15 protein-coding genes and 3 pseudogenes are annotated in these 23,381 nt (G+C 70.2%); 9 read left to right on the forward strand and 9 right to left on the reverse strand.

Annotated features, from left to right (window positions below; all coding sequences use genetic code 11):
- Nucleotides 1-57 precede the first annotated feature (57 nt).
- The 4 genes and pseudogenes from OG990_RS07710 to OG990_RS07725 all read left to right on the forward strand — a co-directional run.
- Nucleotides 58-1,665, forward strand: coding sequence for a protein kinase domain-containing protein (locus OG990_RS07710; protein WP_406079551.1), 1,608 nt, complete (start codon nucleotides 58-60; stop codon nucleotides 1,663-1,665).
- Between the two features lie 2 nt (nucleotides 1,666-1,667).
- Nucleotides 1,668-2,819, forward strand: a complete 1,152-nt coding sequence (locus tag OG990_RS07715) for a hypothetical protein (RefSeq protein WP_406079552.1) — start codon at nucleotides 1,668-1,670, stop codon at nucleotides 2,817-2,819.
- Nucleotides 2,816-3,148, forward strand: a pseudogene (locus tag OG990_RS07720) (DUF6308 family protein); the annotation flags it as partial. The gene OG990_RS07715 and the pseudogene OG990_RS07720, both read left to right, overlap by 4 nt.
- A 32-nt stretch (nucleotides 3,149-3,180) precedes the next feature.
- A pseudogene (locus tag OG990_RS07725) lies at nucleotides 3,181-3,567 on the forward strand (DUF6308 family protein); the annotation flags it as partial.
- A gap of 200 nt (nucleotides 3,568-3,767) precedes the next feature.
- Here the strand turns inward: OG990_RS07725 and OG990_RS07730 are convergent.
- Nucleotides 3,768-4,184: a GntR family transcriptional regulator gene (locus OG990_RS07730; RefSeq protein WP_406079553.1), complete on the reverse strand. Its 417-nt coding sequence runs from the start codon at nucleotides 4,182-4,184 to the stop codon at nucleotides 3,768-3,770.
- A 242-nt stretch (nucleotides 4,185-4,426) separates the two neighbouring features.
- On the opposite strand from OG990_RS07730, the gene OG990_RS07735 reads away from it, so the two are divergent.
- The 3 genes from OG990_RS07735 to OG990_RS07745 all read left to right on the forward strand — a co-directional run bounded on the left by OG990_RS07735 (nucleotide 4,427) and on the right by OG990_RS07745 (nucleotide 6,010).
- Nucleotides 4,427-4,726: a DivIVA domain-containing protein gene (locus OG990_RS07735; protein ID WP_406079554.1), complete on the forward strand. Its 300-nt coding sequence runs from the start codon at nucleotides 4,427-4,429 to the stop codon at nucleotides 4,724-4,726.
- Nucleotides 4,723-4,974: a hypothetical protein gene (locus OG990_RS07740; RefSeq protein ID WP_406079555.1), complete on the forward strand. Its 252-nt coding sequence runs from the start codon at nucleotides 4,723-4,725 to the stop codon at nucleotides 4,972-4,974. The genes OG990_RS07735 and OG990_RS07740 overlap by 4 nt, the downstream gene beginning before the upstream one ends.
- A gap of 196 nt (nucleotides 4,975-5,170) precedes the next feature.
- Complete coding sequence (locus OG990_RS07745; RefSeq protein WP_406079556.1) at nucleotides 5,171-6,010, forward strand: hypothetical protein; 840 nt, start codon at nucleotides 5,171-5,173, stop codon at nucleotides 6,008-6,010.
- 530 nt (nucleotides 6,011-6,540) lie between these two features.
- Here the strand turns inward: OG990_RS07745 and OG990_RS07750 are convergent.
- From OG990_RS07750 to tnpA, 7 genes and pseudogenes are all read right to left on the reverse strand, one after another.
- Nucleotides 6,541-8,889 carry a WD40/YVTN/BNR-like repeat-containing protein gene (locus OG990_RS07750; RefSeq protein ID WP_406079557.1) on the reverse strand — a complete coding sequence of 783 codons (2,349 nt, stop codon included), beginning with the start codon at nucleotides 8,887-8,889 and terminating at the stop codon, nucleotides 6,541-6,543.
- Between the two features lie 242 nt (nucleotides 8,890-9,131).
- Nucleotides 9,132-9,599 carry a hypothetical protein gene (locus OG990_RS07755; RefSeq protein ID WP_406079558.1) on the reverse strand — a complete coding sequence of 156 codons (468 nt, stop codon included), beginning with the start codon at nucleotides 9,597-9,599 and terminating at the stop codon, nucleotides 9,132-9,134.
- Nucleotides 9,600-9,617: 18 nt separating this feature from the next.
- Complete coding sequence (locus OG990_RS07760) at nucleotides 9,618-10,499, reverse strand: carbohydrate ABC transporter permease (protein WP_406079559.1); 882 nt, start codon at nucleotides 10,497-10,499, stop codon at nucleotides 9,618-9,620.
- Nucleotides 10,496-11,506: an ABC transporter ATP-binding protein gene (locus tag OG990_RS07765; protein WP_406079560.1), complete on the reverse strand. Its 1,011-nt coding sequence runs from the start codon at nucleotides 11,504-11,506 to the stop codon at nucleotides 10,496-10,498. The genes OG990_RS07760 and OG990_RS07765 overlap by 4 nt, the downstream gene beginning before the upstream one ends.
- Nucleotides 11,499-12,800 carry an ABC transporter substrate-binding protein gene (locus OG990_RS07770; protein WP_406079561.1) on the reverse strand — a complete coding sequence of 434 codons (1,302 nt, stop codon included), beginning with the start codon at nucleotides 12,798-12,800 and terminating at the stop codon, nucleotides 11,499-11,501. The genes OG990_RS07765 and OG990_RS07770 overlap by 8 nt, the downstream gene beginning before the upstream one ends.
- Nucleotides 12,797-13,630 carry a carbohydrate ABC transporter permease gene (locus tag OG990_RS07775; RefSeq protein WP_406079562.1) on the reverse strand — a complete coding sequence of 278 codons (834 nt, stop codon included), beginning with the start codon at nucleotides 13,628-13,630 and terminating at the stop codon, nucleotides 12,797-12,799. The genes OG990_RS07770 and OG990_RS07775 overlap by 4 nt, the downstream gene beginning before the upstream one ends.
- A 314-nt stretch (nucleotides 13,631-13,944) precedes the next feature.
- Nucleotides 13,945-14,324, reverse strand: a pseudogene (tnpA, locus tag OG990_RS07780) (IS200/IS605 family transposase); the annotation flags it as partial.
- On the opposite strand from tnpA, the gene OG990_RS07785 reads away from it, so the two are divergent.
- A complete protein-coding gene (locus tag OG990_RS07785) occupies nucleotides 14,314-15,588 on the forward strand; it encodes an RNA-guided endonuclease InsQ/TnpB family protein (RefSeq protein WP_406081691.1) in 1,275 nt (424 codons plus the stop codon). The pseudogene tnpA and the gene OG990_RS07785 overlap by 11 nt on opposite strands.
- A 170-nt stretch (nucleotides 15,589-15,758) precedes the next feature.
- On the opposite strand, the gene OG990_RS07790 is transcribed toward OG990_RS07785, so the two are convergent.
- Nucleotides 15,759-16,988 carry a PucR family transcriptional regulator gene (locus tag OG990_RS07790; protein ID WP_406079563.1) on the reverse strand — a complete coding sequence of 410 codons (1,230 nt, stop codon included), beginning with the start codon at nucleotides 16,986-16,988 and terminating at the stop codon, nucleotides 15,759-15,761.
- A 354-nt stretch (nucleotides 16,989-17,342) separates the two neighbouring features.
- On the opposite strand from OG990_RS07790, the gene OG990_RS07795 reads away from it, so the two are divergent.
- Nucleotides 17,343-23,351: a DUF4011 domain-containing protein gene (locus tag OG990_RS07795; protein ID WP_406079564.1), complete on the forward strand. Its 6,009-nt coding sequence runs from the start codon at nucleotides 17,343-17,345 to the stop codon at nucleotides 23,349-23,351.
- The last annotated feature ends 30 nt before the right edge of the window (nucleotides 23,352-23,381 follow it).

Below are 23,381 nucleotides of genomic sequence, written 5' to 3' on the forward strand. Positions count from 1 at the left end.
AAATCCTAGCTACATCGATGACTGCTGTAATCGAACGCGACGCGCAATGGGGGCTTGATGCGGGCGCAGGAGCGTGTCGCTGAACGGTACGAACTGACGTACCCGGTCGGCCACGGCGGTATGGGCGAGGTATGGGCCGGCTTCGACGAGAAGCTCGACCGGCCGGTCGCCATCAAGTTCCTCCGCAAGCTCTCCATTCCGGAGAGCGAGCGGGAGAACGCAGTCGAACGCTTCATCCGGGAAGCGCGAGTCACCGCCCGCCTCGACCATCCGGGCGTGCCCAGCGTCCACGACGTCGGGGTTCAGGGCGACGACATCTACATCGTCATGCAGCTGGTGCCGGGCATGCTCGTCGCTGATCTCATTGCCGAGCGGGGATGGCTCTCCGTGCCGTGGGCGGCGGCGATCGGTGCGCAGATCTGCTCCGTGCTGGCGGCGGCCCACGCCGCCTCGCTGGTGCATCGCGACCTCAAGCCGCAGAACCTCATGCTCACGCCGACCGGCGCGGTCAAGGTCCTCGACTTCGGCGTGGCCGCGCTCCTCGGGCCGGCTGACGTCCCTCGACTGACCGCCACCGGGCACACCCTCGGCACGCCTACGTACATGGCACCCGAACAGGCGTTGAGCAGCACGGTAGGTCCGAGAGCAGACCTGTACGCGCTCGGCTGTGTGCTGTTCGAGCTGCTGACCGGCAATCCGCCTTACCGGTCCGACAATCCGCTCGGCATGCTGCACCGGCACATGAATGACCCGGTGCCCTCCGTTGCAGACCACCGCGGGGGCGTGCCCGAAGAGCTGGTGCGGCTCGTCGCGCAACTACTCGCCAAGGACCCGCAGCACCGTCCGGGATCAGCCACGGAGGTGTATGAGCTACTGGCTCCCCTCGGGGCAGTCGAGCGTGAGCTGGCCGCCGACCTGGCGCTGACGGTCGCGGGCGGTGAACCAGTCGACCCCACGATGCCGTACCGGTACCCGTTCGGGCCACTGCCGCCTCGGGCACCACTGGCACCCACGAGGGTGGACGTTGTGCGGCCCCGCAACGCTCCGGAGGTCGTCGAGGCGCTCTCTATCGATAAGCTGAGTGAGGTCGAGGAGCGGGCCTGGGAGCTGGCCGAGGAGGAGCGGTTCACCCAGGCCGCCGAGCTGCTGGAGACGGCCCTGCGGCCGGTCCGGAAGGGGCACGGCGCCAGGCAGCCGAGGATCCTGGAGCTGCGGCTCTACCTGGCCAACCTGTACGTCCTCGCCGGCGCGTTCCGGCAGGCGCTGCCCGAGTTCCAGCGACTCATTCCGGACCTGGCGACCCGCCCGGCGCCCGACCAGGAGCTGATCTGGCAATGCCGGCAACAGGCGGCGGTGTGTCAGGCGGAGTTGGGCGAGGCGACCACGGCGTTGGACGAGCTGCGTTCGCTGCTCGCCGAGGAGCAGCGGGCGCTGTCACCGGAGTCGCCTGAGCTGTTCCCGCTGCGGCAGCAGGTCGCCATGCTCGCCGCCGGGGTCGGTGACGTGACCGGGGCTCGGCGCCACCTCACGGATCTGCTTCGAGACGTCAGCGCCCTGTATGGGCCGCAGTCGCCAGCGGCGGTGGAAATCGGGACCTTGCTGATGCACCTCGGTCGACTGGGCGAGAACGCGACCGGTGAGACGAACGGGCGGCGTGAGGGATGAGCATGTTCGGTCTGGAAGACGCACTGAAGCAGTGTGTCGAGCGGGTGGCGCGATTCCGCCGTCAACACCAGCGCATCGGTGAGCAGAACACCAAGGCCGGGCTGATTGAACCGGTCATCGGGGCGCTGGGCTGGGACCTGTTCGACCCGGACGAGGTGCACCGGGAGTACCGTCGACGTGGCACCGACAACCCCGTCGACTACGCCCTCCTCCTGCTACGCACGCCGCGGCTGTTCATCGAAGCGAAGGGTCTCGGGGAGAATCTCGATGATCCGCGGTGGGCCAACCAGACCATCAGCTATGCCACGGTTGCCGGCGTCGAATGGGTGGCGTTGACCGACGGCGCGGAGTGGCGGATCTACAACGCCCATGCGCCCGTGCCCATTGAGCACAAGCTGTTCCGTGCGGTCCGCCTCGAGGAGGGCCTCGACGAAGCGGTGGAGCTGTTGTCGCTGCTCAGCAAGGACAACATGCGTGACAACCGTATCGAGGAGCTGTGGAAGGGCTACTTCGTGGATCGCCAGGTCCACGGGGAGTTGCTCGAACTCTTCGGTGACGGTGAGCCGGAGGCGGAGTTGGTGGCGATGCTCGATCGTCGCCTGTCCAGACTTACCCGAGACGAGGTCCGGTCCAGTCTCATCAGGGTCCGTGCCACCTTCGACTTTCCGTCGTCCGCCGCCCCCGCCACCGTCACCCCTGTCGGTCCCGTTCGCGTCGTCGGGCACGCCGAGACGGTGCACATCGTGCGTCCACCGGCCACCCCTACGGTGCCTCAGCAGCTGACGCCGGTCGGCTCCGGCAAGGGGCGTGCGCCCAAGCGGCCGGTGTCCGACGCCGAACGTGCGCTAAAGGTTATTGACCTGATCAGGGCAGGCCGGTTGCGCCCGGGCAGCAAGCTGTACGGGAAGTACCTCGGCAAGCACTACGTCGCCGAGGTACTCGCCGACGGCAGCATCCGCTACGGCGGCCGGACTCTCGGATCCCCGAGCGCGGCTGGGGAGGCGGTGAAGATCGACGTGTACGGGCCGTCGATCACCGCGACCCGGCGGGCCACTGACGGGCTCGACTTCTGGTCGGCAGAGGATGCCCGAGCCGGTGACGTGGTCTCACTCAAGGAGATCCGGCGGCGGGTCGCAACCGAGGTAGAGGCGTGAGACAGCCACTGACCCTCGCCGAGATCCTCGCGGTCCTGGACGAACCGCAGTCTGTCGCCGATCTGCAGCGGTACTTCGGGGTCGCCGGCCAATCGGCGTTCACTGGAGGGCAGTTCGAACGGTTGGGACGCGGCGGAGATCGGGCAGAGACCTGCAACGTCATCACGGCGGAGGACTTGGTCGCGGTCGAGCTACTCAGCGTCAGGGTACCGCCGCGTACCAGCCTCGATCTCTTGCAGGACTCGCTGGGAAGGGCCGTAGCGGCCGAGCTGCGTGAGATACCAACGAATGTTCCGCTAGGACACCCTGACGCGGCTCCTCTCATCGAAAAGAGACGGGGCGTTGACGAGCTGACCGAGCCTGGCGGTTGCTGCGGAACGCGGACGGGATCGGCTGGGTCGTGGCAGGGAAACTGCTCGCCCGCAAGCGGCCTTTGCTCGTACCGGTCTACGACGAGGTCGTCGCATGCGCCTTTCGGACACGTAAGGATTTCTGGCCCTGGCTGCACGGCCGCCTGTCGGAGCAGCAAGTGATGCTCGCCAGCCGCCTTGCCGAACTCCGGACGCAAGCCGGACTGCCGGAAGAGACCATCACCCTGCTCAGGGTCCTCGACGTGGTGATGTGGATGCGTCACCGCGACGAGCACACCGGCTACCGGTGCTTAGGCATTCGAGCTCCTACAAGCGGCCGCGAGCGTTGCGCCCCTGCGGCTGCCGGGGATCGTAACGGCCCTCCAACAACGCGATGAAGCGCTCGGGGTGCTGGATGTAGGTTCCGATGGTGTTCGGACGGTGGTTGCCGGCGGCAAGGAGCGCCTCGTGATATCTGGCGAGTTCCTGCCGAAGCTCGTCAGTCGTCCAGCTTCCGTTCAGAGTGGCCGATAGCAAGGTTGCATGCACTCTCTGATTCGCCGCTCACTCCGGCTGTCTGTGTGATTCTTCCGAGGGCCTAGCCCTCGGTGGGGCGGGTTAGCTCGACCTGGTCGCCGGGCTTGACCTCTACCTCGCCCTTGCCGTGGCGGATCTCCAGTACCGGGACGCCCTCGTCCAGGTGCAGCTCGTTCCGTTCTCGGCCGGTCGGCATCCGAGCGATGACCGACGCGCCAGCCGGCAGTTCTACCCGTTGCCGCTCGGGCGTGCTTCGCACCCGTGTTCCGTGACCGCGAACGGTGCTGACCAGCCCCTCGGACCGCAGGATCGACATCGCCATCCGGACGGCCTCACGGCCGATGCCGTACTCCTGGGTCAGCCGGGCTTCGCTCGGCAGCGATACCCCGGGCGCCAGCTCGCCGGACTCGATCCGCCTCCGCAATAGGTCAGCGACCTGCACGTAGACGGGCGTGTGTGAGCGCGGATCGACGGTCATGCCTGGTAAGCCTTGTCCCCCCGTGGGCCGTACTGGTTGTGCCCCTGTGCCCCTGTCCGTATATTTGTCGAGGCGGCAGAGCCTCAAGGCGGGAGGCGGATCTATAGCCCGGTCGAGTGACGCCGTACAGCAAACCTGCTGCCGTGCCGCTAGTCGAAGCCGCGGTGGCAGGCGGGGTGGGCCCGCGTGAGCGGTGTGAACAAGGCCCACCCCTTCCATCAAGGGAAAGGCAGGTCGAGTAGATGATTGCCCGCAACGAACGACCGGCACGGGAGGTCGGAGCGACGTATCGCTCCTCGACGTACACCAGCCTGCTGCCGTGGCAGGTGCGTGAGCGCCGCTTCGCGCCGACCGGGCTCGGCCGTCGCGGTCTGAACCCCGACGACGTGTATGCCTTCCTCGACCGGGTCGCCGTCGACATGGCCGCCGTCTACGCCGCTCTCGCCGAGAGCCGCCTCGAGACTGTCCGGATCAAAAACGCGCTGCGCCGCTGGCAGACCGACCAGGCCCGTGCCCGCAACGAGCGGGACAACACGAGATGAGCCAGCGGTACGTCATCCACCTGCCCGTGGTTGCCAGCGACCTGTCTGCCGCACAACGCCTGGCCCGGGTCATCGGGCGGTGGATGCTGGTGCTCCCGATGGCTGACCCGGGGGAGACCACCGTCTCCGAAGAGGACCAGCAGTTCCTCCGGCACCGGGTCTTCTGCGACCTGCGGCTACCTGGCGGCCGGCGCTGCCTCCTCCGCGACAGCCACGACGGCCCCTGCGCCCGCCGGCTGCGTAGATGACCGTGCCCGAGAGGGCCGGCAGTTCCTCCGCCACCAGTAGTCGGTGCCCGGTGCTCCGCGGCCGTCACGATGACGACTGCTCGCGCCGCCTGCACCGCTGACACAACCAGATGATCCGTCATCTCAACTGCCCGATGAGCCGAGTGCAGTCGTGATCATCAGGCCGCTAACGTGCGCAGCACGGGAGGTGACGGGGATGGTCGCTCAGCGTTGGGACGCCTGGTTCGAGGAGGAACACCTTGCCCTCCGGCGTTGGCGGTTGCTGCCGTGGCCGAAGGCCTACGTCAGGCGGATACCGCTGGCCGCGATCCTCGATATCGGGTCACTCACCGCAGCCGACCATGCGAAGCGACGCGCGCAACTCACTGTTCAGGACCCGTCGGCACCACACCTGACCGAGGTCATCCCGGTCAGGTTCACGCCGGAGCAGTGGGAATTCGCCGGCTGGTTCGTGGGGGAACGGCAAGCGGTCCCGACCGAGCCGCCGCAACCCGGCGCGGGGACGTCGTCGGGCGCGGCCTCGCCCCGCCCGACTGTCGACGTCCCTGCACAGTGGCGGCGACGAGTGCAGCCGCCGGCCGCACTGAAAGCCCATCTCTCGGCCAAGCCGGCCTCGTCCACGCCGTCGCCCAGACCGGCCACCCCGTCGACAACTCCGGTGATGCGGGCCGGCGATGGCAAGCGGCCGGTGTGGCTGTGGCTTGAGAATGGGGAAATCCACGGGTCCCTCGTTCCGGCGGGCAACGCCTCACCGCGCAATCTGAGCCCAGCCGACGTCGCTCATCTCCTGCTCGCGGACGCGACCAGGGCCATGCCGGCGATTCGTGCGCTGACCGGCATCGCCGACAGCCAGCTAGCTCTGGCTCACCTACAGAGCTGGCGGCGGTCAGACCGGGTCACCGTCAACCTGAGTGCCTCCGACCTGGCCGGGCGGCGGGTGACAGAGGCCCAACAAAAGCCCGGCCGGAGCAACCCGGACGGCAGCGTGCGGACCGTGTCCGGCGGCCTGCCGAGTCTGAACAAGCGCCGGCGCTGAGCACTAGCCACGGAGAAGCCGGCTCGCAACGGGCCGGCTGACCACCGTCAACCCTCGGTCGGAAGGGGTCGCCTGGTGGCGGCCGTACTGACCGCCGCCTCGACCGTGCTGATGATGGGCGCCTGCGGCGGGTCGGACGCCACGGCTACCGGAGGCGGTGACGGCCAGGGCCAGAATGGCTTCGCGGCGTACCAGGAATGTCTGAGCCAGCCCGACCGCGCGGCCGTTTGGAGCCCGAACATGTCCGGCGATCCCGGCCGTGGGGTGGGACCGCCCGAAGGGGTCGTCGACGCTACCTGGCAGAAGGCGCAACAGGCGTGCGAGTCAGTCCGGCCGGGCGGACGCCCGGACGGCTCTGTCGGCCTGGTGGCAGGCAGGGCGGCGCTGGCCGTGACACGGCGTACCGAACCGGTCTGGCCGACCAGCCGAAGGGCTTCGGTGTCGAATGCGTTGCGCCTCAACGGGCAGGCCACCTCCCTTTCCGGGAGGTGGCCTGCGAGCCGCGTCAGACGCGACGATTCACCGGTTGATCAGCCCGCTCGGCAGGAGGCGAGCACGCCGATCACGCCGACACCGGTCTGCTTGAGCGGCAGCTTGGTCGACGCTGCCGGGCAGCGGGGCACGGCGAGGTCGTAGACGCCCCGCCCGAAGGTCGCCGCGGTGAGCTGCCGGCTCCCCTCGTGGTAGCGCAGGTACATCACGGCCGCCTGCGGCAGGTTGGTGCCCAGCGCCGCCCACTCGCCGCCGTTCCACGCCGACATGAACACCCCGACGTCGGTGCCGACCAGCAGCAGGCCGTCGGCGGTCGGGACGACGGAGTTCACTGGCGCGTCCGGCAGACCCCGGCCGATGTTGCTCCAGGTACGGCCGCCGTCGCGGGTCATCATCACGTGCGACCGGTCGCTACCGGACCGGAAGGCGGAGAAGGTGGCGTAGGCGATGTTCTTGTCGGCGGGGTTCACCACCACCCGGGTGACCCAGGTTCCGGGCAGTTGCCCCGGGTCGACCTGCTGCCAGTTCTGCCCGAGGTCGTCGGTCCACCACAGCCTCCCGTCGTCGGTGCCGACGTAGAGCTTGTTGCCGTCGGTGGGCGCGGCGGCGACGGTGGTGATCGTGCCCCACGGGTAGCCGTTCGGGTCGTTGGGGCCGCCGCCGGTGAGGTCCGGGCTGATCGGCGTCCAGGTGCGGCCGTTGTCCGTCGAGCGGTTGAGGATGTTCCCGGCGTAGTACATGACGTTCGGGTCGCTCGGGTCGAACTGCAGGGGCGTCAGCCAGTTGCGCCGCTGCGAGGTCGTCTGGCCGGTGCCGATGTTCTGGCGGGGGGTGCCGCCGGAGTTCTCCGACCGGTAGCAGGAGCCGTACTGGCTGCACCCGAAGACGATGTTCGGGGAATCCGGGTGGATGACCACCTGGAGGCCGTCACCGCAGCCGATGGCGTTCCATGGGCCACCGACGCCGTTGTAGCCGCGGTTGCAGCCGTTGTCCTGCGCGCCACCGACCTTCAGCACCGGATCGGTCTGCGCCACGTCCACCGTGTAGAACTGGGTGTAGGGCTCGTACGTCGCCTTGACCCAGCCGCTCGCGCCGTTCGCCTCGGATCGGTAGAGGCCGCCGTCGTTGCCCAGGTAGACCCGCCCGGGCACCTTCGGGTCCCAGCGCATCGCGTGCTGGTCGGCGTGCACGCCGCTTACCGACGAGAAGCTCTGCGCGCCGTTGGTCGAGCGCATCAGGTTGACCCCGGTGAGGAAGACGTGATCGGAGTTGCCGGGGTCGACGAAGAGCTTGCCGAACCACCAGCTGAACGTGGACTGGGATGCCTGGCCGGCGGTGACCGGGGTCTGCGTCCAGCTGTCGCCGCCGTCGTCGGAGCGGTAGAAGGCGCGGAACGGGCCGAGTGCGGTGCCGACGTACGCGTACAGCCGCTGGGGGTTGTCCGGGGCGACCGCGATGCCCCAGCGGCCCTGGTCGGCGTCGGTGGGCAGGCCGTTGGTCATCCGCGACCAGGTGCGGCCGGCGTCGTCGGAGCGCCAGAGGCTGGAGCCGAGCCCGCCGTAGGTGCGCTGATGTGGTTCGCGCAGGTGGTCCCACATCGCCGCGTACATCCGGCGCGGGTTGCTCGGGTCGATGACGACCTCGGTGGCGCCGGTGGTGGCGTTCGGCGGCGCGAGCACCTGCGTCCAGCTGTTCCCGCCGTTCTCCGAGAGGTAGACGCCGCGCTGACCACCCGGTACGAAGAGGTTGCCGCTGGCGGCGGCGAAGATCCGGTCCTCGTTGCTCGGGTCGATGGCGAAGCGGCCGATGGCGTGGCTGTCCTTCAGGCCGACGTGCCGCCACGTCCTGCCTCGGTCCTTCGAGCGGTAGATGCCGTCGCCGCCGAAGGTGATCGAGCCGCCACCCGGCTGGGCCTCGCCGGTGCCGGCGAAGAGGACGCCGTCGCTGGTCATCGCGACCGCGCCCATGCTCTGCGTCCCGTCGTCCGGCCAGGCCGTCTCGAACGTGGCGCCGGCGTCGTCGGACTTCCAGACGCCGCCGGAGGCGGCGGCGATGAAGATCTGGTCGGGGACCTGCGGGTCGACGGCGATGTCCACGACCCGGCCGCCGATGTTGCTGGGACCGAAGAAGTTCCATTCCCGTTGCGCCAGGTGGCGGTAGAGAAGGCGGGTGCGCAGGTTGAGATCGTGGGCCTCGCCACGAGCCTTCGCGTACTTGGCCACCGAGAGGTCCCGGCTGCCGTCGCTCATCCGCTGGGCGGTCATCCACTCGTCGGGGATTTCCATCGGACCGGTGGGCGAGTTGGTGGCCAGCGACTCCTGGACCGGCCGGGGTGCGGACGAGGCGGTCAGCGCGAGCGCGATGACCAGCCCCAGGCTCGTTGTCATCGCGAGGCCGCGGTACCTTCGGACGAGCGTGAGTCTCATGCAGTCTCCCTGTCCACGCGCCATGGCGACCGGAAAGTGGTCTACAGTGCGCACGCTAGACAGTGGAGTGGGCTACGTCACCCAGCACGTGTTGCGATTCGACCGGTCTGATTAGGACACCTGTCGAGAGCGAGCGGGCCCGATCGCGCCGACGTGCACGGGACGCCCAGTTCGGGTGGGCGTGCACCAGCTCGGTTCGATGGTCAGTTGCTCTGGAACTCGGGTAGGCCGGCCTCTTCCGAGTCCGGCCCGACCACCGCGGTCAGCGTCGTTCCGTCCGCGCAGAGCGCGGTGGCCCGCAGATACGTCCGTCGTTCCTGCGCCCGCATCAGCACCTCGGCCTCGAACACCTCATCCTCGGCGCGCAGCAGGTCGATGTCGCCACGGCTCTCGTAGTGGGCGCGGACGTCCAGCGGGGTCATCCGGATGGTGGCCGCGACTGTGGTCAGGGCGCCCTGCTCGACCACCGAGGTGACCCGCGCGCCTTCCGGCAGGAGCAGGCCGGTGACCTGGCTGTCAACCTCGGCGTCGGCGTCCAGCGGCACCCGGTCGCAGCTGGGCAGGTTCGCGAGCATTCCCGGCCCCCGGTCGGTGGGCTGCCCGGCGTCCGTGCCGCCGCAGGCGACGAGCAGCGGAACCGTGACGACGACGGCGAACATCCGGAGTCTCACCGCAGCAGGATGTCACGCTCAGCGCAGCACCCGCCAGCGTCGCACCATCAGCAGCAGCGCGGTGATGATGACCCCGGTGACCACCATGAGGACGCTCGTGATCATCGCCCCGTAGGCGAAGCCGGAGAACTCGAAGACCTGGTCGAAGATGTAGACCGGCAGGTAGAGGGTGGCGTTGGCGGGCCGGCCGTCGGTGAGGACGTACGCCGGCACGAAGTTGACCTGCAGGGTGAGGATCGTGTCGCGGACGGCGAGCAGCACCAGCACCGGCGCGAGCAGCGGCAGCGTGAGCCGGCGCAGCTGGCCGAACGGGCCGCAGCCCTCCAGCGCTGCCGCCTCGTACAGCCGTCCGTCGAGCATCCGTCGGGCGGCGAGCACGACGATGAATCCCTCACCGATCGGGAACGCGAGCATCAGCGCCACCGCCACCCGTGCGGAGCCGGGCTCGGCGAGCCAGTTCATGCCCGGGTGGCCGAAGAGCCCGAGCAGTTGGTTGAGCGGGCCGTAGAGCGGGTTGAGCACCCACAGGAAGAGCACCGCCAGGGCCACGTCGGGTACGACGGTCGGCAGGTAGATCGCGACCCGGAACCAGCGGCCGCCAGGGCGGGGCGCGGCCAACAGCAGCCCGAGCCCGATGGCGGCCAGCAGCCGCAGCGGTACGGCAAGCGCCAGGTGGATCGCGGAGGCCCGGATGCTGTCGGCGAGGAAGCCGTCGGCGAGCAGGCGGCGCGCGTTGTCCAAGCCGACGAACTGCGGGTCCCGGGTCAGTCCGGTGTGGTCGGTGAACGCGTAGCCGAGGTTGAGCAGTGCGGGCAGCGCGATCAGCAGCGCGACCGCCACCGCGTACGGCGCGAGGAACGCCCACGCGGTCAGCGGCCGGCTGACCCGGCCGGTGCTCACCGGCGTCGCCCGGTGTCGGCGTCGAAGCGGTGGATCCGGCCCGGGTCGGCGCGCAGTCGTACCTGGTCGCCCGGCCATACGCCGGGCCGGGGGCCGGTGCGGACGGTCAGCCGCGTGCCGTCGTCGCAGCGGGTCAGCACGATGGCCTCGCTGCCGAGCGCCTCCACCGCCTCGACGGTCGCCGCCACCGGTCCGTCGGGGTCGAGGCTCAGATCCTCCGGGCGTACGCCGAGGGTCAGGTCGGTGCCGCCGCCCAGCACCCCGCCGCCGCGTACCAGGTTCATCGGCGGGCTGCCCAGGAAGCCGGCCACGAAGGTGTCCGCAGGTTCGTCGTAGACCTGCTGCGGCGGGCCAATCTGGCGGACCCGACCGTGGTCGAGGACGACGACCCGGTCGCCGAGCGTCATCGCCTCGGCCTGGTCGTGGGTGACGTGGATGGTGGTGGTGCCCAGTTCGCGGTGCAGGGTGAGCAGGTCGGCGCGGGTGGCGAAGCGCAGCGGCGCGTCCAGGCTGGCCAGCGGCTCGTCGAGCAGGTAGACGGTCGGCTCGCGCAGCAGCGCGCGGGCGAGGGCGATGCGCTGGCGCTGCCCGCCGGAGGTCTCGTCGGGGTAGCGGTCGAGCAGATCGGCGATGCCGAGCCGGTCGGCCGCCGCCCGGGCGCGCTCGTCGGCCTCCGCGCGCCGGACGCGGCGGACCCGCAGCCCGAACAGCAGGTTGCCGCGGACGGTGAGGTGGGGGTAGAGCGCGTAGTCCTGGAAGACCATTGCCACCGCGCGGCGGTGCGGTGGCACCTGGGCCACGTCCTGCCCGTCGACGACGACCCGGCCATGGTCCGGCCGGTCCAGGCCGGCGATCAGCCGCAGGATCGTCGACTTGCCGGAGCCGGACGGGCCGACCAGGGTGACCATCTCGCCGGCGCGCACCGCCAGGTCGACGCCGTCGAGGGCGACGACCTTCCCGTACGACTTGGTCAGCGATTCGAGTCGGATCACGCCCTGCTCAGCCACCGGCGCCTACCGTGAGCGTAAAGAGCGGCCGGAGCTTCTCCTCCAGTTGTCGCAGCCCCTCCTCGCGTCCGATCCGGCCGTAGAAGACCTCCGCGAGCAGGCCGCCGGCCTCGCGCTCCACTCGCGACCAGGTGCCGGTGCGCGGGGTGGCGCGCAGGTGCGGCTCGGCGTCGAGGTAGACCCGCGACGACCGAGGGGGCTGCTGCGGGTCGAGGAAGTCGGGGGAGTTGGCCACGTCGAGCCGGGACGGCACCGTGCGGCCCGACCCGGCGAGGATCCGCTGGCCCTGCCCGCCCATCGCGAACTCGATGAACCGCCAGGCCTGGTCGTGGTCGGGTAGGCCGGCGCTCATGCAGTAGGCGTCGCTGTGCAGGATCGACGCGGGTACGCCGCCCGGCGCGATCGGCAGCGGCGCCGCGTCCCAGGTGAAGCCGTCGATGGTGCGCAGCGTCGGCACGGCGACCCGGCTGTTGAGGTACATGCCGAGCGTGCCGCGCAGGAACCGGGCCTCACTCGACTCGCTCTGCTCCTCGGCGTCCGGCGGCACGACGTGGTGCTTCAGTTGCAGGTCGAGGAACCAGTCGACGGCGGCGCGGCTGGCCGGGTCGCCGGTGAGGGTCAGGGTGGTCGGCTTGTCCGGGTGGTCGACCAGCTCACCCCGGTTGGACCAGACGAACGGGGCGAGCCGCGGCAGGGACGGCTCCACGCCCACGCCGTACTTCCCGTCGCCGGTCAGGGCCCGCCCGGCGGCCAGGAAGTCGTCCCAGGTCCAGCCGGCCTTCGGCAGTGGCACACCGGCCGCCGCGAACAGGTCGGCGTTGTAGTAGACGACCAGGGAGGACATGTTCTGCGGCAGGCAGGTCAGCGTCTTGCCGTCGAACCGGAAGGCGTCCAGTGCCCGCGGGGAGAAGTCGCTCTCGTTCAGCGCCGCGCTGCGGTCGAGGTACGCCTGCGCTGGTTCGATCGCCTGCTGGGCGGCGAACTGGCCGTAGCGGCGGTAGTTGAGCAGGAACACGTCGGGTGGCTGCCCGCCAGCGAACGAGGTGGTCAGGCGGGCCATCAGATCGTCCTGGGTGGCGACGGGGGAGAGGTTGACGGGCACGTCGGGGTGGGCCTGCTCGAAGGCGGCGACCAGGCTGCGGTAGCCGGCGATCTCCTCAGCGTCGCCGAAGAGCACGACCGTGATCCCTGGCCGGTCGGCCGCGCGGTCGCCGGCGCCGCAGCCGGCCGCGTAGCCGAGCAGCAGCGCGGCGGTGATCAGGGCAACCCATCGTCGAGCGCGGACCGTGCTCATCTACGACCTCCAGATCTCAGTGCCGCCAGCGGATCGTCGTTGAGCAGGATTCGCTGAGCGAGCAGGAACACCACCACGCACGGCGCTGTCGCGACAACGCAGGCGGCCATCAGCAGCGGCCAGTCCGTCGGGTTCAGCAGCCGCAGGAACTGCAGGCCGAGCGGGTATGTGTAGCGGTCACCGCTCTGCAGGTAGAGCAGCGGGTCGATCAGGTTGGACCAGTGCAGCGTGAAGGCGAGCACGCCGACGGCCAGCGTCGCCGGGCGCACCTGCGGCAGCGCCACCCGGCGCCAGATCGTCAACCAACCGGCGCCCTCCAGCCGGGCCGCCCCGAGCTGGGTGTCCGGCACGCCGCCGAAGCTCCACGCGTAGAGCAGCACCAGGAAGGGGCTGCCGGCGAGCAGCGCCGGGGCCAGCAACGGGACGTACGTGTCGACCACGCCGGCCAGCCGGAACAGCTCGAACCGGGTGGCCCACACCGCGGTGACCGGCACCAGGAGCACCGCCAGCAGGCCCAGGACCGCCCGGCGGCGGGCCACCGGCGTCAACAGCCGCAGCCCGAAGCCGGTCAGTGAGGCGACGATGACGGTCAGCGGCACGGCGACCGCGACGACCAGCGCCGAGTTGGCCAGATACCGGAACAGCGGGATCAGCTCCGGCAGCCGGGCGTACGCGGCCACGGTCGGTTCGGGTGGGAGTACCTCGAAGGTGCGGGGCGGGGGCAGGCCGGCGGGTCGTAGTGAGCCGACCACCATGAACCACAGTGGTGCGGCGAAGAGCGCCGCGAACGCCGCCGGCACCAGGAACCGCCCAATGAACCGCGGGATCACGGCTGGGCCCGAGAACTGCACATCCCGCCCTTCCCGTCGCCCGGCAACCGGTGGCGCGCTCGTCTCCGATGCCGCCGATGGGCTCCGCCGGTGACCCTGGGTGACGGTCGGGTCGACCGGCGGAGGTGGTGCGGCGAACCTATGGCCGGGCGGCCGGCGCGTCATCGGGCACCTGTTGGAATCACCCGCAGTCCAGTCCTACGCCTGTCGAGATGCGACAGACGTAGGACCGGACGACGATCACCTCCCGCATCTGTCCGATGACCATCCGTGAATCGGTTTCTAGGGTGCGAGGCAACTGCCGCACCGCCGGCCCGTCGCACGACAGTGAGCGGTGCTCCGCCGACGGAGCCTGCGAAGTACGAACCCGACCAGAGCTTGTTGGCCCGGTAGTAGTGCCGCTGTAGGTCGGGGAACTCTTGGCGCATCCGTCGGCTGGACACGCCCTTGAGGGAGTTGACCAGCTTCGCCAGGGCCGACTGTGGTTGGAACGTTCACGAGCAGGTGGACGTGGTTGTTCTCGCCGTTGAATTCGACCAATTCGGTCTCGAAGTCGACGCACACCGTCCGCACGATCTCCTCCATCCGGGCGAGGTGCGCGTCGGCGAACACTTCGTGCCGGAACTTAGTCACGAAGACCAAATGAGCGGTGCAGAGCGAAAGCACAGTGTCGGCCGGTGCGGATGCCTTCGATCTGTGTCGTAAACCATTGGTACGTTGTGTTTGTGCAGCTCCGTTACAACTACCGCGTCTACCCGACGGCTGCTCAGCAGCATTCGTTGGCGCGGGCGTTCGGGTGCGCGCGGGTGGTGTTCAACGACGGGCTCCGCGCGCGGCAGGAAGCCCGCGACGCCGGACGGCGGTACGTCACCGACGCGGAACTGTCCAGGCAGGTCATCACTGCGGCTAAGGCCACACCTGAACGGGCGTGGCTGGGCGAGGTGTCGTCGGTGGTGCTGCAGCAGGCCCTCGCGGACCTGAACACCGCGTACCGCAACTTTTTCGCCTCGGTCACCGGCAAACGTGAAGGTCGGAAGGTGGCCCCACCCCGGTTCCGGTCGCGTAAGGACAACCGGCAGGCCATCCGGTTCACCAGGAACAGCCGGTTCAAGGTCTGCGCCAATGGTCGACTGCGGTTGCCGAAGGTCGGCGACGTTGAGGTGCGCTGGTCGCGGGATCTGCCGGCCGAGCCCACCTCGGTCACGGTGATCCGGGACGCCGCGGGCCGGTACTTCGCCTCGTTCGTTGTGCAGGCCACCGACGAACCATTGCCGCCCGTGGACTCCGAGGTCGGCATCGACCTGGGGTTGACCCACTTCGCAGTCCTGTCCGATGGCACGAAGGTGGCTGCGCCGACGTTCCTGCGCCGCGCGGCCCGCAAGCTCAAGCGGTTGCAGCAGGACCTGTCGCGCAAGCAGCGGGGCAGTCAGAACCGTAAGAAAGCCGTCGTGACGGTCGCCAGGGCGCACGCCCGGGTGGCCGACACGCGGCGGGACTGGCAGCACAAACTGTCCACGGCGATCATCCGCGATAACCAAGCGGTGTTCGTCGAGGACCTGTGCGTGACCGGTCTCGGCCGAACCAGACTCGCGAAGTCCGTGCACGATGCCGGCTGGGCATCGTTCACGGGAATGTTGGAGTACAAGGCTGTACGGTACGGGCGGACCTTCGCCCGGGTGGACCGGTTCTTTCCATCTACCCGGATGTGCTCCGACTGTGGACGGATCAACGACAAGATGACGCTCAACGTCCGAGCGTGGGACTGCCCGTGCGGCAGCACCCACGACCGGGACGTCAACGCGGCCATCAACATACTCGCGGCGGGACGCGCCGAGAGCCTAAACGCCTGTGGAGCGCAGGTAAGACCGGCACCCGTGCCGGCACCGCGCCGCGAAGCAGGAATCCGCCCGCACGCCGCGTGTTCCACACGCAGCGTGGAGGGAAACTCCGCCCTTTAGGGCGGAGAGATCGTCAAAGCAGCCGGGCGAAGCAGAACCGGGCCGACATCACCGTCCACTTCGACCGCAGCCGGATCGAGCTACCGATCGTCGGTGGCCGGTTGGCGGCCGTGGCCGCAGGCCTGTAACCGGGGACCCGGTGGGCGGGGCGGCGGCCCTGCCCACCGGTGTCACTCCTGCGGCCGGTAGGCGCCGGTCAACCGGCCCAGCTTCAGCGCCAGGTGCAGACAGAGCCGCTCGTTTCCGTTCTTCAGGTCGGTGTCGGCCAGCTCCTCGATACGCTGTAGCCGGTAGTAGAGCGTGGTGCGGTGCAGGCGTAGCTGCTCGGCCGTGGCGTGCGCGTTCCCGGCCAGATCCAGATAGCGCTCCAGGGTCTGCAGCAACACCGGGTTCGGCTGCTCCTGCAGCAACCGTTCAAGCCCGGGGTGCACATCGGCGATGTCCAGGTGCCGACCCTCCATCCGCGACAGCACCCGGTAGATGCCCAGCCCCGCCCACGACACCACCGGGCCGAGCGCCGGCAACCGCACGCCCACCCGGGCCGACTGCAGCGCCTCCCCGTACGACGCGATCGCCTCGGTCAGCCGGGGCCGCGGCTGCCCGACCCCGACCACGACGCGCTCCACCGAGCCGAGCCCGCGGGTCGCCTGCCGCAGGTTGTCGTCGAGCAGCTTCGCGACGACCTCGGGAGAGGGGCGCCCGGCACCCCGCTCGCCGCAGAGCAGCAGCACCCCGTGGTCGTCGCGGACCAGGTGCAGCGCCTCCCGGGTGCCGATCCACCGCCGGGTGGTGACCAGCGCCTGCTCCAGCGCCAGCCGGGCCACCTCGTCGGGCAGCTCGCCGTGCAACGGCACCAGCTGCGCGACAAGCGCGGTGGCCGGCCCGTCCCCGGCGATCAGGCCGGCCTCGCGCAGGGTCCGCACCGACTGGTCCCGGCTGGCCTCGCTGTCGGAGAGCAGGGTCCGCGCCGCCTCGCTCTCCCGTTGGGAGGCCAGCTCACCGAGGAGGTTCTCCCGGTACAGCGCCAGCGACAGCTCGCTCATCAGACCGGTGGCGGTGATGTCCGCGTCGGCCATCGTGCCGTCCGGGTCGATGAACCAGACAAACCCCAGCAGCAGGTCCTGGTGACGGATCGGCACGCAGACCCGCGGCAGCAGGTCGAGCTCTCGCGACGCCTGCGTGCGCACCGCGGTACGGGCGTCCATGATGCCGACGTCCCGGAACCACGCCATCACCTCCGGGGTGGTCTGCCGGCGCAGGATGGACGCCTTGCGCACGTCGTCCATCAACCCGGTGTGCTCGCTGTAGACCACCACCCGCTGACGGCGGTCCTCGATCAGCGCCGGGCGGCCCGCGTACACGGCGAGAGCGTCGACAAGGCGTTGCAGCTCCCCTTGCATGAGATCCTCCCGTCGCCTCTTCACTGCGTCACCGCAGCGGTACCCCGAAGGGGCTGCCCGAGTCTCCCGGCGACACGGTGCCCACCGCGCCACAGAACGATCATGCTGGGCGACGCGGACCTTTACAACCGTCTATCGGGCCGTAGCCGGCGATTCCGGCCGTGGACATACCTGTACGAGCTGCGCATGGGGCCAGCTGCGCCGCGCGTCATCGGTTTGGAGCGGACCTCGGCTGGCTGCCGCCGGCGGCCCGCCGACTGGTCGGTCCGACGCCGCGCACGGCCGGGGCCCTCTCCACCGGTCGGGTGACCGCTAGGCTGACCATTCCTGGCCTCGCCACCTGGAGAAACGCCCATGTCCGACAGCGTCTTCGCGCAGTTCAGCGCCGACGACGACCAGCTCGCCGTCGGGCTGCTCGTGCAGCCGGCGATCAACGCCGCCCTGGTGCACAACCGGGTGCCGTTGGTCCGTCACCTCACGCTCGTCAACCGTGGCGCGGTGCCGCTGAACGACGTGACGCTGACGCTGGAGTTGCTCGGCCCGGACGGTGCGCTGACCGAGCCGTGGACGCGTACGCTGACCGCCCCGTTGCGTCCGGGGGCGAGCACGAGCTGGGACGACTTCCGGGACTTCACGCCCGACCGCGTGCTGCTGTACCGCACCGACGAGGCGTTCCCGGTCGACTACCGCCTCATCGTCGAGGCAGTCGAGGCAGATGACAAGGCGTTGACGCTGGTTGCCCCGTCAAGAGTGTTGGCCCACAACGAGTGGTTCAACAGCCCCGCCCTGTACGACAGCCTCGCGGCCTTCGTGCAGCCGAACACCCGGGCGGTGGAGGCGGTCCTGCGGGCTGCCGCCCAGATCCTGCTCGCGCGGACCCGCTCCGGCTCGCTGCAGGGCTACCAGGAGGGTTCGGAGCGGGCGGCGCTGATCGCCGGTGCCGTGTACGAGGCGCTGCGCCAACTCGAGATCACCTACCAGACCCTGCCGGCGTCCTTCGAGAACACCGGCCAGAAGGTACGGACGACAGCCGCGGTGCTCGACGGCCGGCTCGGCAACTGCCTCGACTTGTCGGTTACCTACGCCGCGTGCCTGGAGGCGGCAGGGCTGCACCCGCTCATCTTCATCAGCGAGGGGCACGCCTTCGGCGGCTTCCTGCTGGAGGAGGAGCGGCTGGGCTCGGCTGCGGTGACCGAGAGCAACCTGCTGATCTCGATGGTGGACTCCGGTCGGGCGGTGCCGGTCGAGCTGACCCGCATCGGGCCGGGCGCGCAGTCGGCGACCTTCACCGAGGCGGTACGGGTCGGGCTCGGCCACTTCCGCGGCGACGGTGATCGCATGCAGGGCGTCGTCGACGTACACCTGGCCCATCGCTCGGGGATCCGCCCGCTGCCGTCAGCCGACGAATTGGTCACCCCGGCGCTGGTCAAGGAATCGACCGCCGACGCAGGGGCATCCCTCGACCTTCCGCCCGGCGTCGCCGCCGCGAAGCTGCGACAGCTCGCCGACGACGGTGACGAGGTGCCGCAGCAGTCCGACGGTTCGCCGGCGCGCGTCCAGCAGTGGAAGAAGTCGCTGCTCGACCTGAGCCTGCGCAACCCGCTGCTCAACCTGCCCAAGCGTGGCCGCGGCCTGGACCTGCACGTGCCGGCGGGTGCCCTGGCCCTGCTCGACGACCTCATCCACGACGGCCGCCAGGTGCAGGTCATCCCGCAGGACGACATCAGCCACGTCCACGAGCTGGCCGGGGCACGCCGGGCACAGGACCTCGACGCCGAAATCCTCACCCGGGAACTGCGCACCGACCGCCGGGTCTACGGCGCGGTCACCGACGCCCGCTACAAGACGGCGATGCGGGCGCTGCAGCGCGAGGCGCGCACGATGGAGCAGGAGACCGGCAGCAACTACCTCTACCTGACCATCGGCACCCTGGTGCACACCAAGACGACCGGGGGAGAGGCGTACGCGCCGCTGTTCCTCCTACCGGTGCGCATCGAGGGCGGCAGCGGCCGTCGCCCCTACGCGATGGTCATCGACGGCACCGAGGTCGCCAGCCCGAACTACTGCCTGATCGAGTGGCTGCGGGTCAAGCACAGCGTCCGGATCCCGGCGTTGGAACAGCCGGTCCTCGACGAGCACGGCATCGACATCGCCAAGACCCTGGCCGCGATCAACACCGGCCTGCTCGACAACCGGCTCAACTACCGCATCGACGAGACCGCCAGCCTCCGGCTGCTGCAGTTCTCCACCTTTCAGATGTGGCGGGACCTCACCGACCACTGGCCCCGGTTCATGGAGAACCCGGTCGTCCGGCACCTGGTCGAGTCGTCCGGCGCCACGTTCGACGACCCGGCTCGCCCCGAGCACGACGTCGATGTCGCTGTCGACGAGGCGGACCTGCACCTGCCCATCCCCGCCGACGGGTCGCAGATGCAGGCCATCGTGCGCGCCGAGCGCGGCCACTCCTTCGTCCTGGAGGGCCCGCCCGGCACCGGCAAGTCTCAGACGATCACCAACATGATCGCCCGGGCGGTCAGCGCCGGCCGGTCGGTGCTGTTCGTCGCCGAGAAGCAGGCCGCGCTGGAGGTGGTGAAGCGCCGCCTCAAGCAGATCGGCCTCGGGCCGTTCGCCCTCGACCTGCACGGGCGCAAGCAGTCCCTCAACGCCATCCGCCAACAGCTGCGCGACGCCCTCGACCAGTACGACCAGGGCGGCGACGGCACCTGGACGGCCGTCGAGACCGCCTACCGGACCCGGCTCGCCCCACTGACCGAGTACCCGGCTCAGGTGCACACCACCAACCCCGTCGGGATGTCGCTCTGGTCGGCCTACGAGCAGGTCCTGGCGTACGGAGACGGCCCGGTCGCCCCCATTCCGGTGGCCTACCTGCACGCACCCGCCGAGGCACGCGCTCGGGTCGAGACAACCCTGCGGGAATTCCCAGCGGCCGCACGCTCGGCGCGGATCCGGGCCGCGCACCCCTGGGCGCTCAGCGGATGCCGCAACCTCGACGGGCTGCACGGCGCCGCCGTCACCGAGATCGCCGCCGAGCTCGAACGTCTCCGTGCCGACCTCGCCACCCACCCGCACCTGGTCGAACTGCTGCGGACGCTGCCCGCCCCGGAGACCGTGAGCGAGCTGCAGGCGGGCGCCTGGCTCGCCGTACGCGGAATGTTGCCGGACCGGCAGACCACCCTGCACGCCAGCGACCGACGGTGGGACGAGGCGATGGCCCGGCTCCAGGCGGACCTGGCGGCCTTCCGGCAGGGCTTCGCCGGCGAGCTCGCCACCTTCCGGCCGGACGTGTTCGCCCGCCCGGAGTTGACCGCCTGGCACGGTGAGGCCCAGGAGGCGGCGAAGAAGCTGCTCGGCAAGCGCAAGCGCCGGCAGGCCATCGTGGATCGGCTGGCGGTGCACCTGGTTGCCGGTGCGACGCTCGACGTCGATCGGGTGGAGGTTGCCACCGGTCGGCTGGTGGCCGCCCAGGCGCAGGCGGTCGCGCTCCACCAGCATGTTGTCGCAGTGGGCGGGCTGCGGCTGCCGCAGTGGCAGCCCACGGACCCCAACGCGCAGGAGCGGCTGACCGAGGCGGTCGAGGCGACCCGGGCCGGCCGGACGCTCCTGGCCCGGCACCCGCAGGCCTGGGAGCTGTTCCACAGCGGGTTCACCGATGTCGGCGCGACCCTTCTCGACCGGTTCGCCTCGCGGTGGCGGGCCTGGCGTGGGGTGTTGCGCTCCAGCGAGCCGGAGCTGAGCCTGTGGGCTGCCGGTTCGCACTGGGTCGACGCCTGGCAGCGCGACGGTGTGGCCTGGCTGCACGAGTTGCAGAGCGAGGAGCTGTTCCCGCTGCGCCGCTGGGCGACCGTCCTGGCCCACGCCGACGTGCTCGCCTCGGCCGGCCTCACCGACTATCGGGACCAGTTGCTGCGTGCCGAGGTGCCCGGGCAGCTCGCTGAGGAGGTCTACCGGCGGGGAGTCGCAACGGCGTCCCTGGCCGAGCGGGTACGAGCCGGCGGCCTGCAGTACTTCGACCCGGAGCTGCACGACGACGAGATCAGCCAGTTCGAGGCGGCCGCCGGTGAGCTGCGGTCCGCGCTGCCGACACAGCTGCCGTCGGTGCTGGTCCGTCGCCGCCCCTTCAGCCCGACCGACCGGCGTGGCCGCTTCGCAGACTTCGCGGCGGAGCTTCGCCGCAAGCGGGGCGGCAGGTCCTTCCGTGAACTGTTCGAGCAGTACCCGGACGCCGTGCTGGCACTGACCCCGTGCGTGCTGGTCAGCCCCGCGTCCGCAGCGAACTTCCTGGCACCGGGGAGCCAACGCTTCGACCTTGTCATCTTCGACGAGGCCTCGCAGATCCGCGTGGCGGAGGCGATCGGCGCGATGGGCCGGGGCAGCGCCGTGGTGGTGGTCGGCGACTCCCGGCAGATGCCGCCGAGCAGCATCATGCAAGCCAGCCACACCGTGGACGAGGTCGACGAGGGCAACGGCCCGGTGCCGGAGGACCTGGAGAGCATCCTCAGCGAGGCCGTCGAGTCAGGACTGCCGCAACGATGGCTGTCCTGGCACTACCGGAGCCACGACGAGTCCCTCATCGCCTTCTCGAACCGCTACTACTACGACAACAAACTCTCCAGCCTCCCGTCGCCCGGTGCCACGAGCACCGCGGGCGTCACCTGGCGGCGCGTCGACGGCCAGTACGACCGGGGCGGATCACGGACCAACGAGGTCGAGGCGAGGGCGATCCTCGCGGACATCACCCGGCGGTTGCACGACCCGACGACCGCCACCCAGTCCGTCGGCGTGGTCACCTTCAACATCCAGCAGCGAGACCTCATCCTCAACCTGCTGGAGGAGAGCGTCGACCCGATCATCCGCGAGCACCTTTCCGGTGCGGTCGCGGAGCCGATCTTCGTCAAGAACCTGGAGAACGTGCAGGGCGACGAGCGGGACGTCGTCCTGTTCTCCCTGGCCTTCTCCACCAACCCGGAGACCGGCCAGCTCCCACTGAACTTCGGCCCGCTCAGCCAAGCAGGGGGCGAGCGGCGGCTCAACGTGGCCATCACCCGCGCCCGCCGCCAGGTCGTCCTGTATTCGTCCTTCGACCCGTCGGACATCGACCTGTCCCGTACGTCCGCTCTGGGCACGCAGCACCTGCGCGCGTACTGCGAGATGGCCGCCGCCGGTGCGGACCGTCTGGGTGACCTGGCCACCGACCGCACCGAGCGGCGCAGTCGGATTCGCGAGGAGGTGGCCGCCGCGCTGCGCGACCGCGGCCACAAGGTCCGCACCTCACACGGCCTCTCCGACTTCACCGTGGACCTCGCCGTCCGCATGCCAGGGGCGCCGCGGTGGCAGGTGGCCATCATGCTCGACGGCCCCGACTGGAGCGCCCGCCCGACGGTGGCGGACCGGGACTCGGCGCCCGCGCTGCTTCGTACGATCATGGGCTGGCCGGAGGTGGTGCGGTTCTGGCTGCCGGCGTGGATCCACGACCGGTCGGCGCTGCTCGACCAGGTCGACGAGGCGGTCACCCGAGCCGAGGCCCCCGCGACAGCCGAACCGGAGCCCGAGCCGGAAGAGGCGCAACACGGCGAGATCGAGCTGCCGCAGCCGCGCGCCGCAACGGACATCGAGCCGTCGCCGCCGCGCCCGGCGCCGGACGCCGAGTTGCCACAGTCGCGCCTCGCCGCGGACGAGGAGCCCCTCCGGGGCGCGTCGTTGGCGCCCGTCACCGGACTCGCCGCCGTGTCCGCACCGCCTTCGGTGACGGTCGCGCCCGCGAGAGCGTCAGGCACCATCACGGCGAGCCCGTTCGTTCCCTACGTCCCGACGCCGCTCGGCGACCAGGCGGACCTCGACCTGCTCGCCACCGATCAGCGGGTACGCAGTCTGATGCGGACCGCGCTCCGCGAGATCATCGAGGCGGAGGGACCTGTCGAGCAGCACCGGCTCGCGCGCCTGGCCCTCGCCCGGTTCGGCTTCCTCCGAACCCGTGAGGACCGCCGCACCGCCGTGCTCGCCCTCGTCGACTCCCGCCGGCTGTACGCGCACCCGACCGTAAGCCGGTACGCCTGGCCCGACGGGGCTGACCCGCAGACGTACCGCGCGTACCGGGTCACCCAGGCCAGCAACGACCGGGCGTTCGAGGAGGTGCCGCCCGAGGAGGTGGCCAACGCCTTCGTGCACGTGCTGCAGCACGCGCCGAGCATGGACGAGGAGCGGCTGCTGCGCGCCGGCCTGGAGCGGCTCGGCTACCGCCGCCGTACCGACAAAATCGACAAGCTGCTCCGGTACGGGCTCCACGTCGCCCTGACCAGTGGCCGCCTCCGCTTCGACCAGGAGGGCCGCCTCACCCTGGCCTGACCGGTGCACAGAGGTTCGTCAGCCCGCTGA

Origin of the sequence: Micromonospora sp. NBC_00858 (assembly GCF_045207365.1) — a bacterium.
GTDB lineage: Bacteria > Actinomycetota > Actinomycetes > Mycobacteriales > Micromonosporaceae > Micromonospora.

Excerpts from the sequence above, each read along its gene's own strand:
- OG990_RS07710 (WP_406079551.1), top strand. The coding sequence starts at position 58 with ATGCGGGCGCAGGAGCGTGTCGCTGAACGGTACGAACTGACGTACCCG.
- OG990_RS07715 (WP_406079552.1), top strand. The coding sequence starts at position 1,668 with ATGTTCGGTCTGGAAGACGCACTGAAGCAGTGTGTCGAGCGGGTGGCG.
- OG990_RS07730 (WP_406079553.1), bottom strand. The coding sequence starts at position 4,184 with ATGACCGTCGATCCGCGCTCACACACGCCCGTCTACGTGCAGGTCGCT.
- OG990_RS07735 (WP_406079554.1), top strand. The coding sequence starts at position 4,427 with ATGATTGCCCGCAACGAACGACCGGCACGGGAGGTCGGAGCGACGTAT.
- OG990_RS07740 (WP_406079555.1), top strand. The coding sequence starts at position 4,723 with ATGAGCCAGCGGTACGTCATCCACCTGCCCGTGGTTGCCAGCGACCTG.
- OG990_RS07745 (WP_406079556.1), top strand. The coding sequence starts at position 5,171 with ATGGTCGCTCAGCGTTGGGACGCCTGGTTCGAGGAGGAACACCTTGCC.
- OG990_RS07750 (WP_406079557.1), bottom strand. The coding sequence starts at position 8,889 with ATGACAACGAGCCTGGGGCTGGTCATCGCGCTCGCGCTGACCGCCTCG.
- OG990_RS07770 (WP_406079561.1), bottom strand. The coding sequence starts at position 12,800 with ATGAGCACGGTCCGCGCTCGACGATGGGTTGCCCTGATCACCGCCGCG.
- OG990_RS07785 (WP_406081691.1), top strand. The coding sequence starts at position 14,314 with ATGCCTTCGATCTGTGTCGTAAACCATTGGTACGTTGTGTTTGTGCAG.
- OG990_RS07790 (WP_406079563.1), bottom strand. The coding sequence starts at position 16,988 with ATGCAAGGGGAGCTGCAACGCCTTGTCGACGCTCTCGCCGTGTACGCG.
- OG990_RS07795 (WP_406079564.1), top strand. The coding sequence starts at position 17,343 with ATGTCCGACAGCGTCTTCGCGCAGTTCAGCGCCGACGACGACCAGCTC.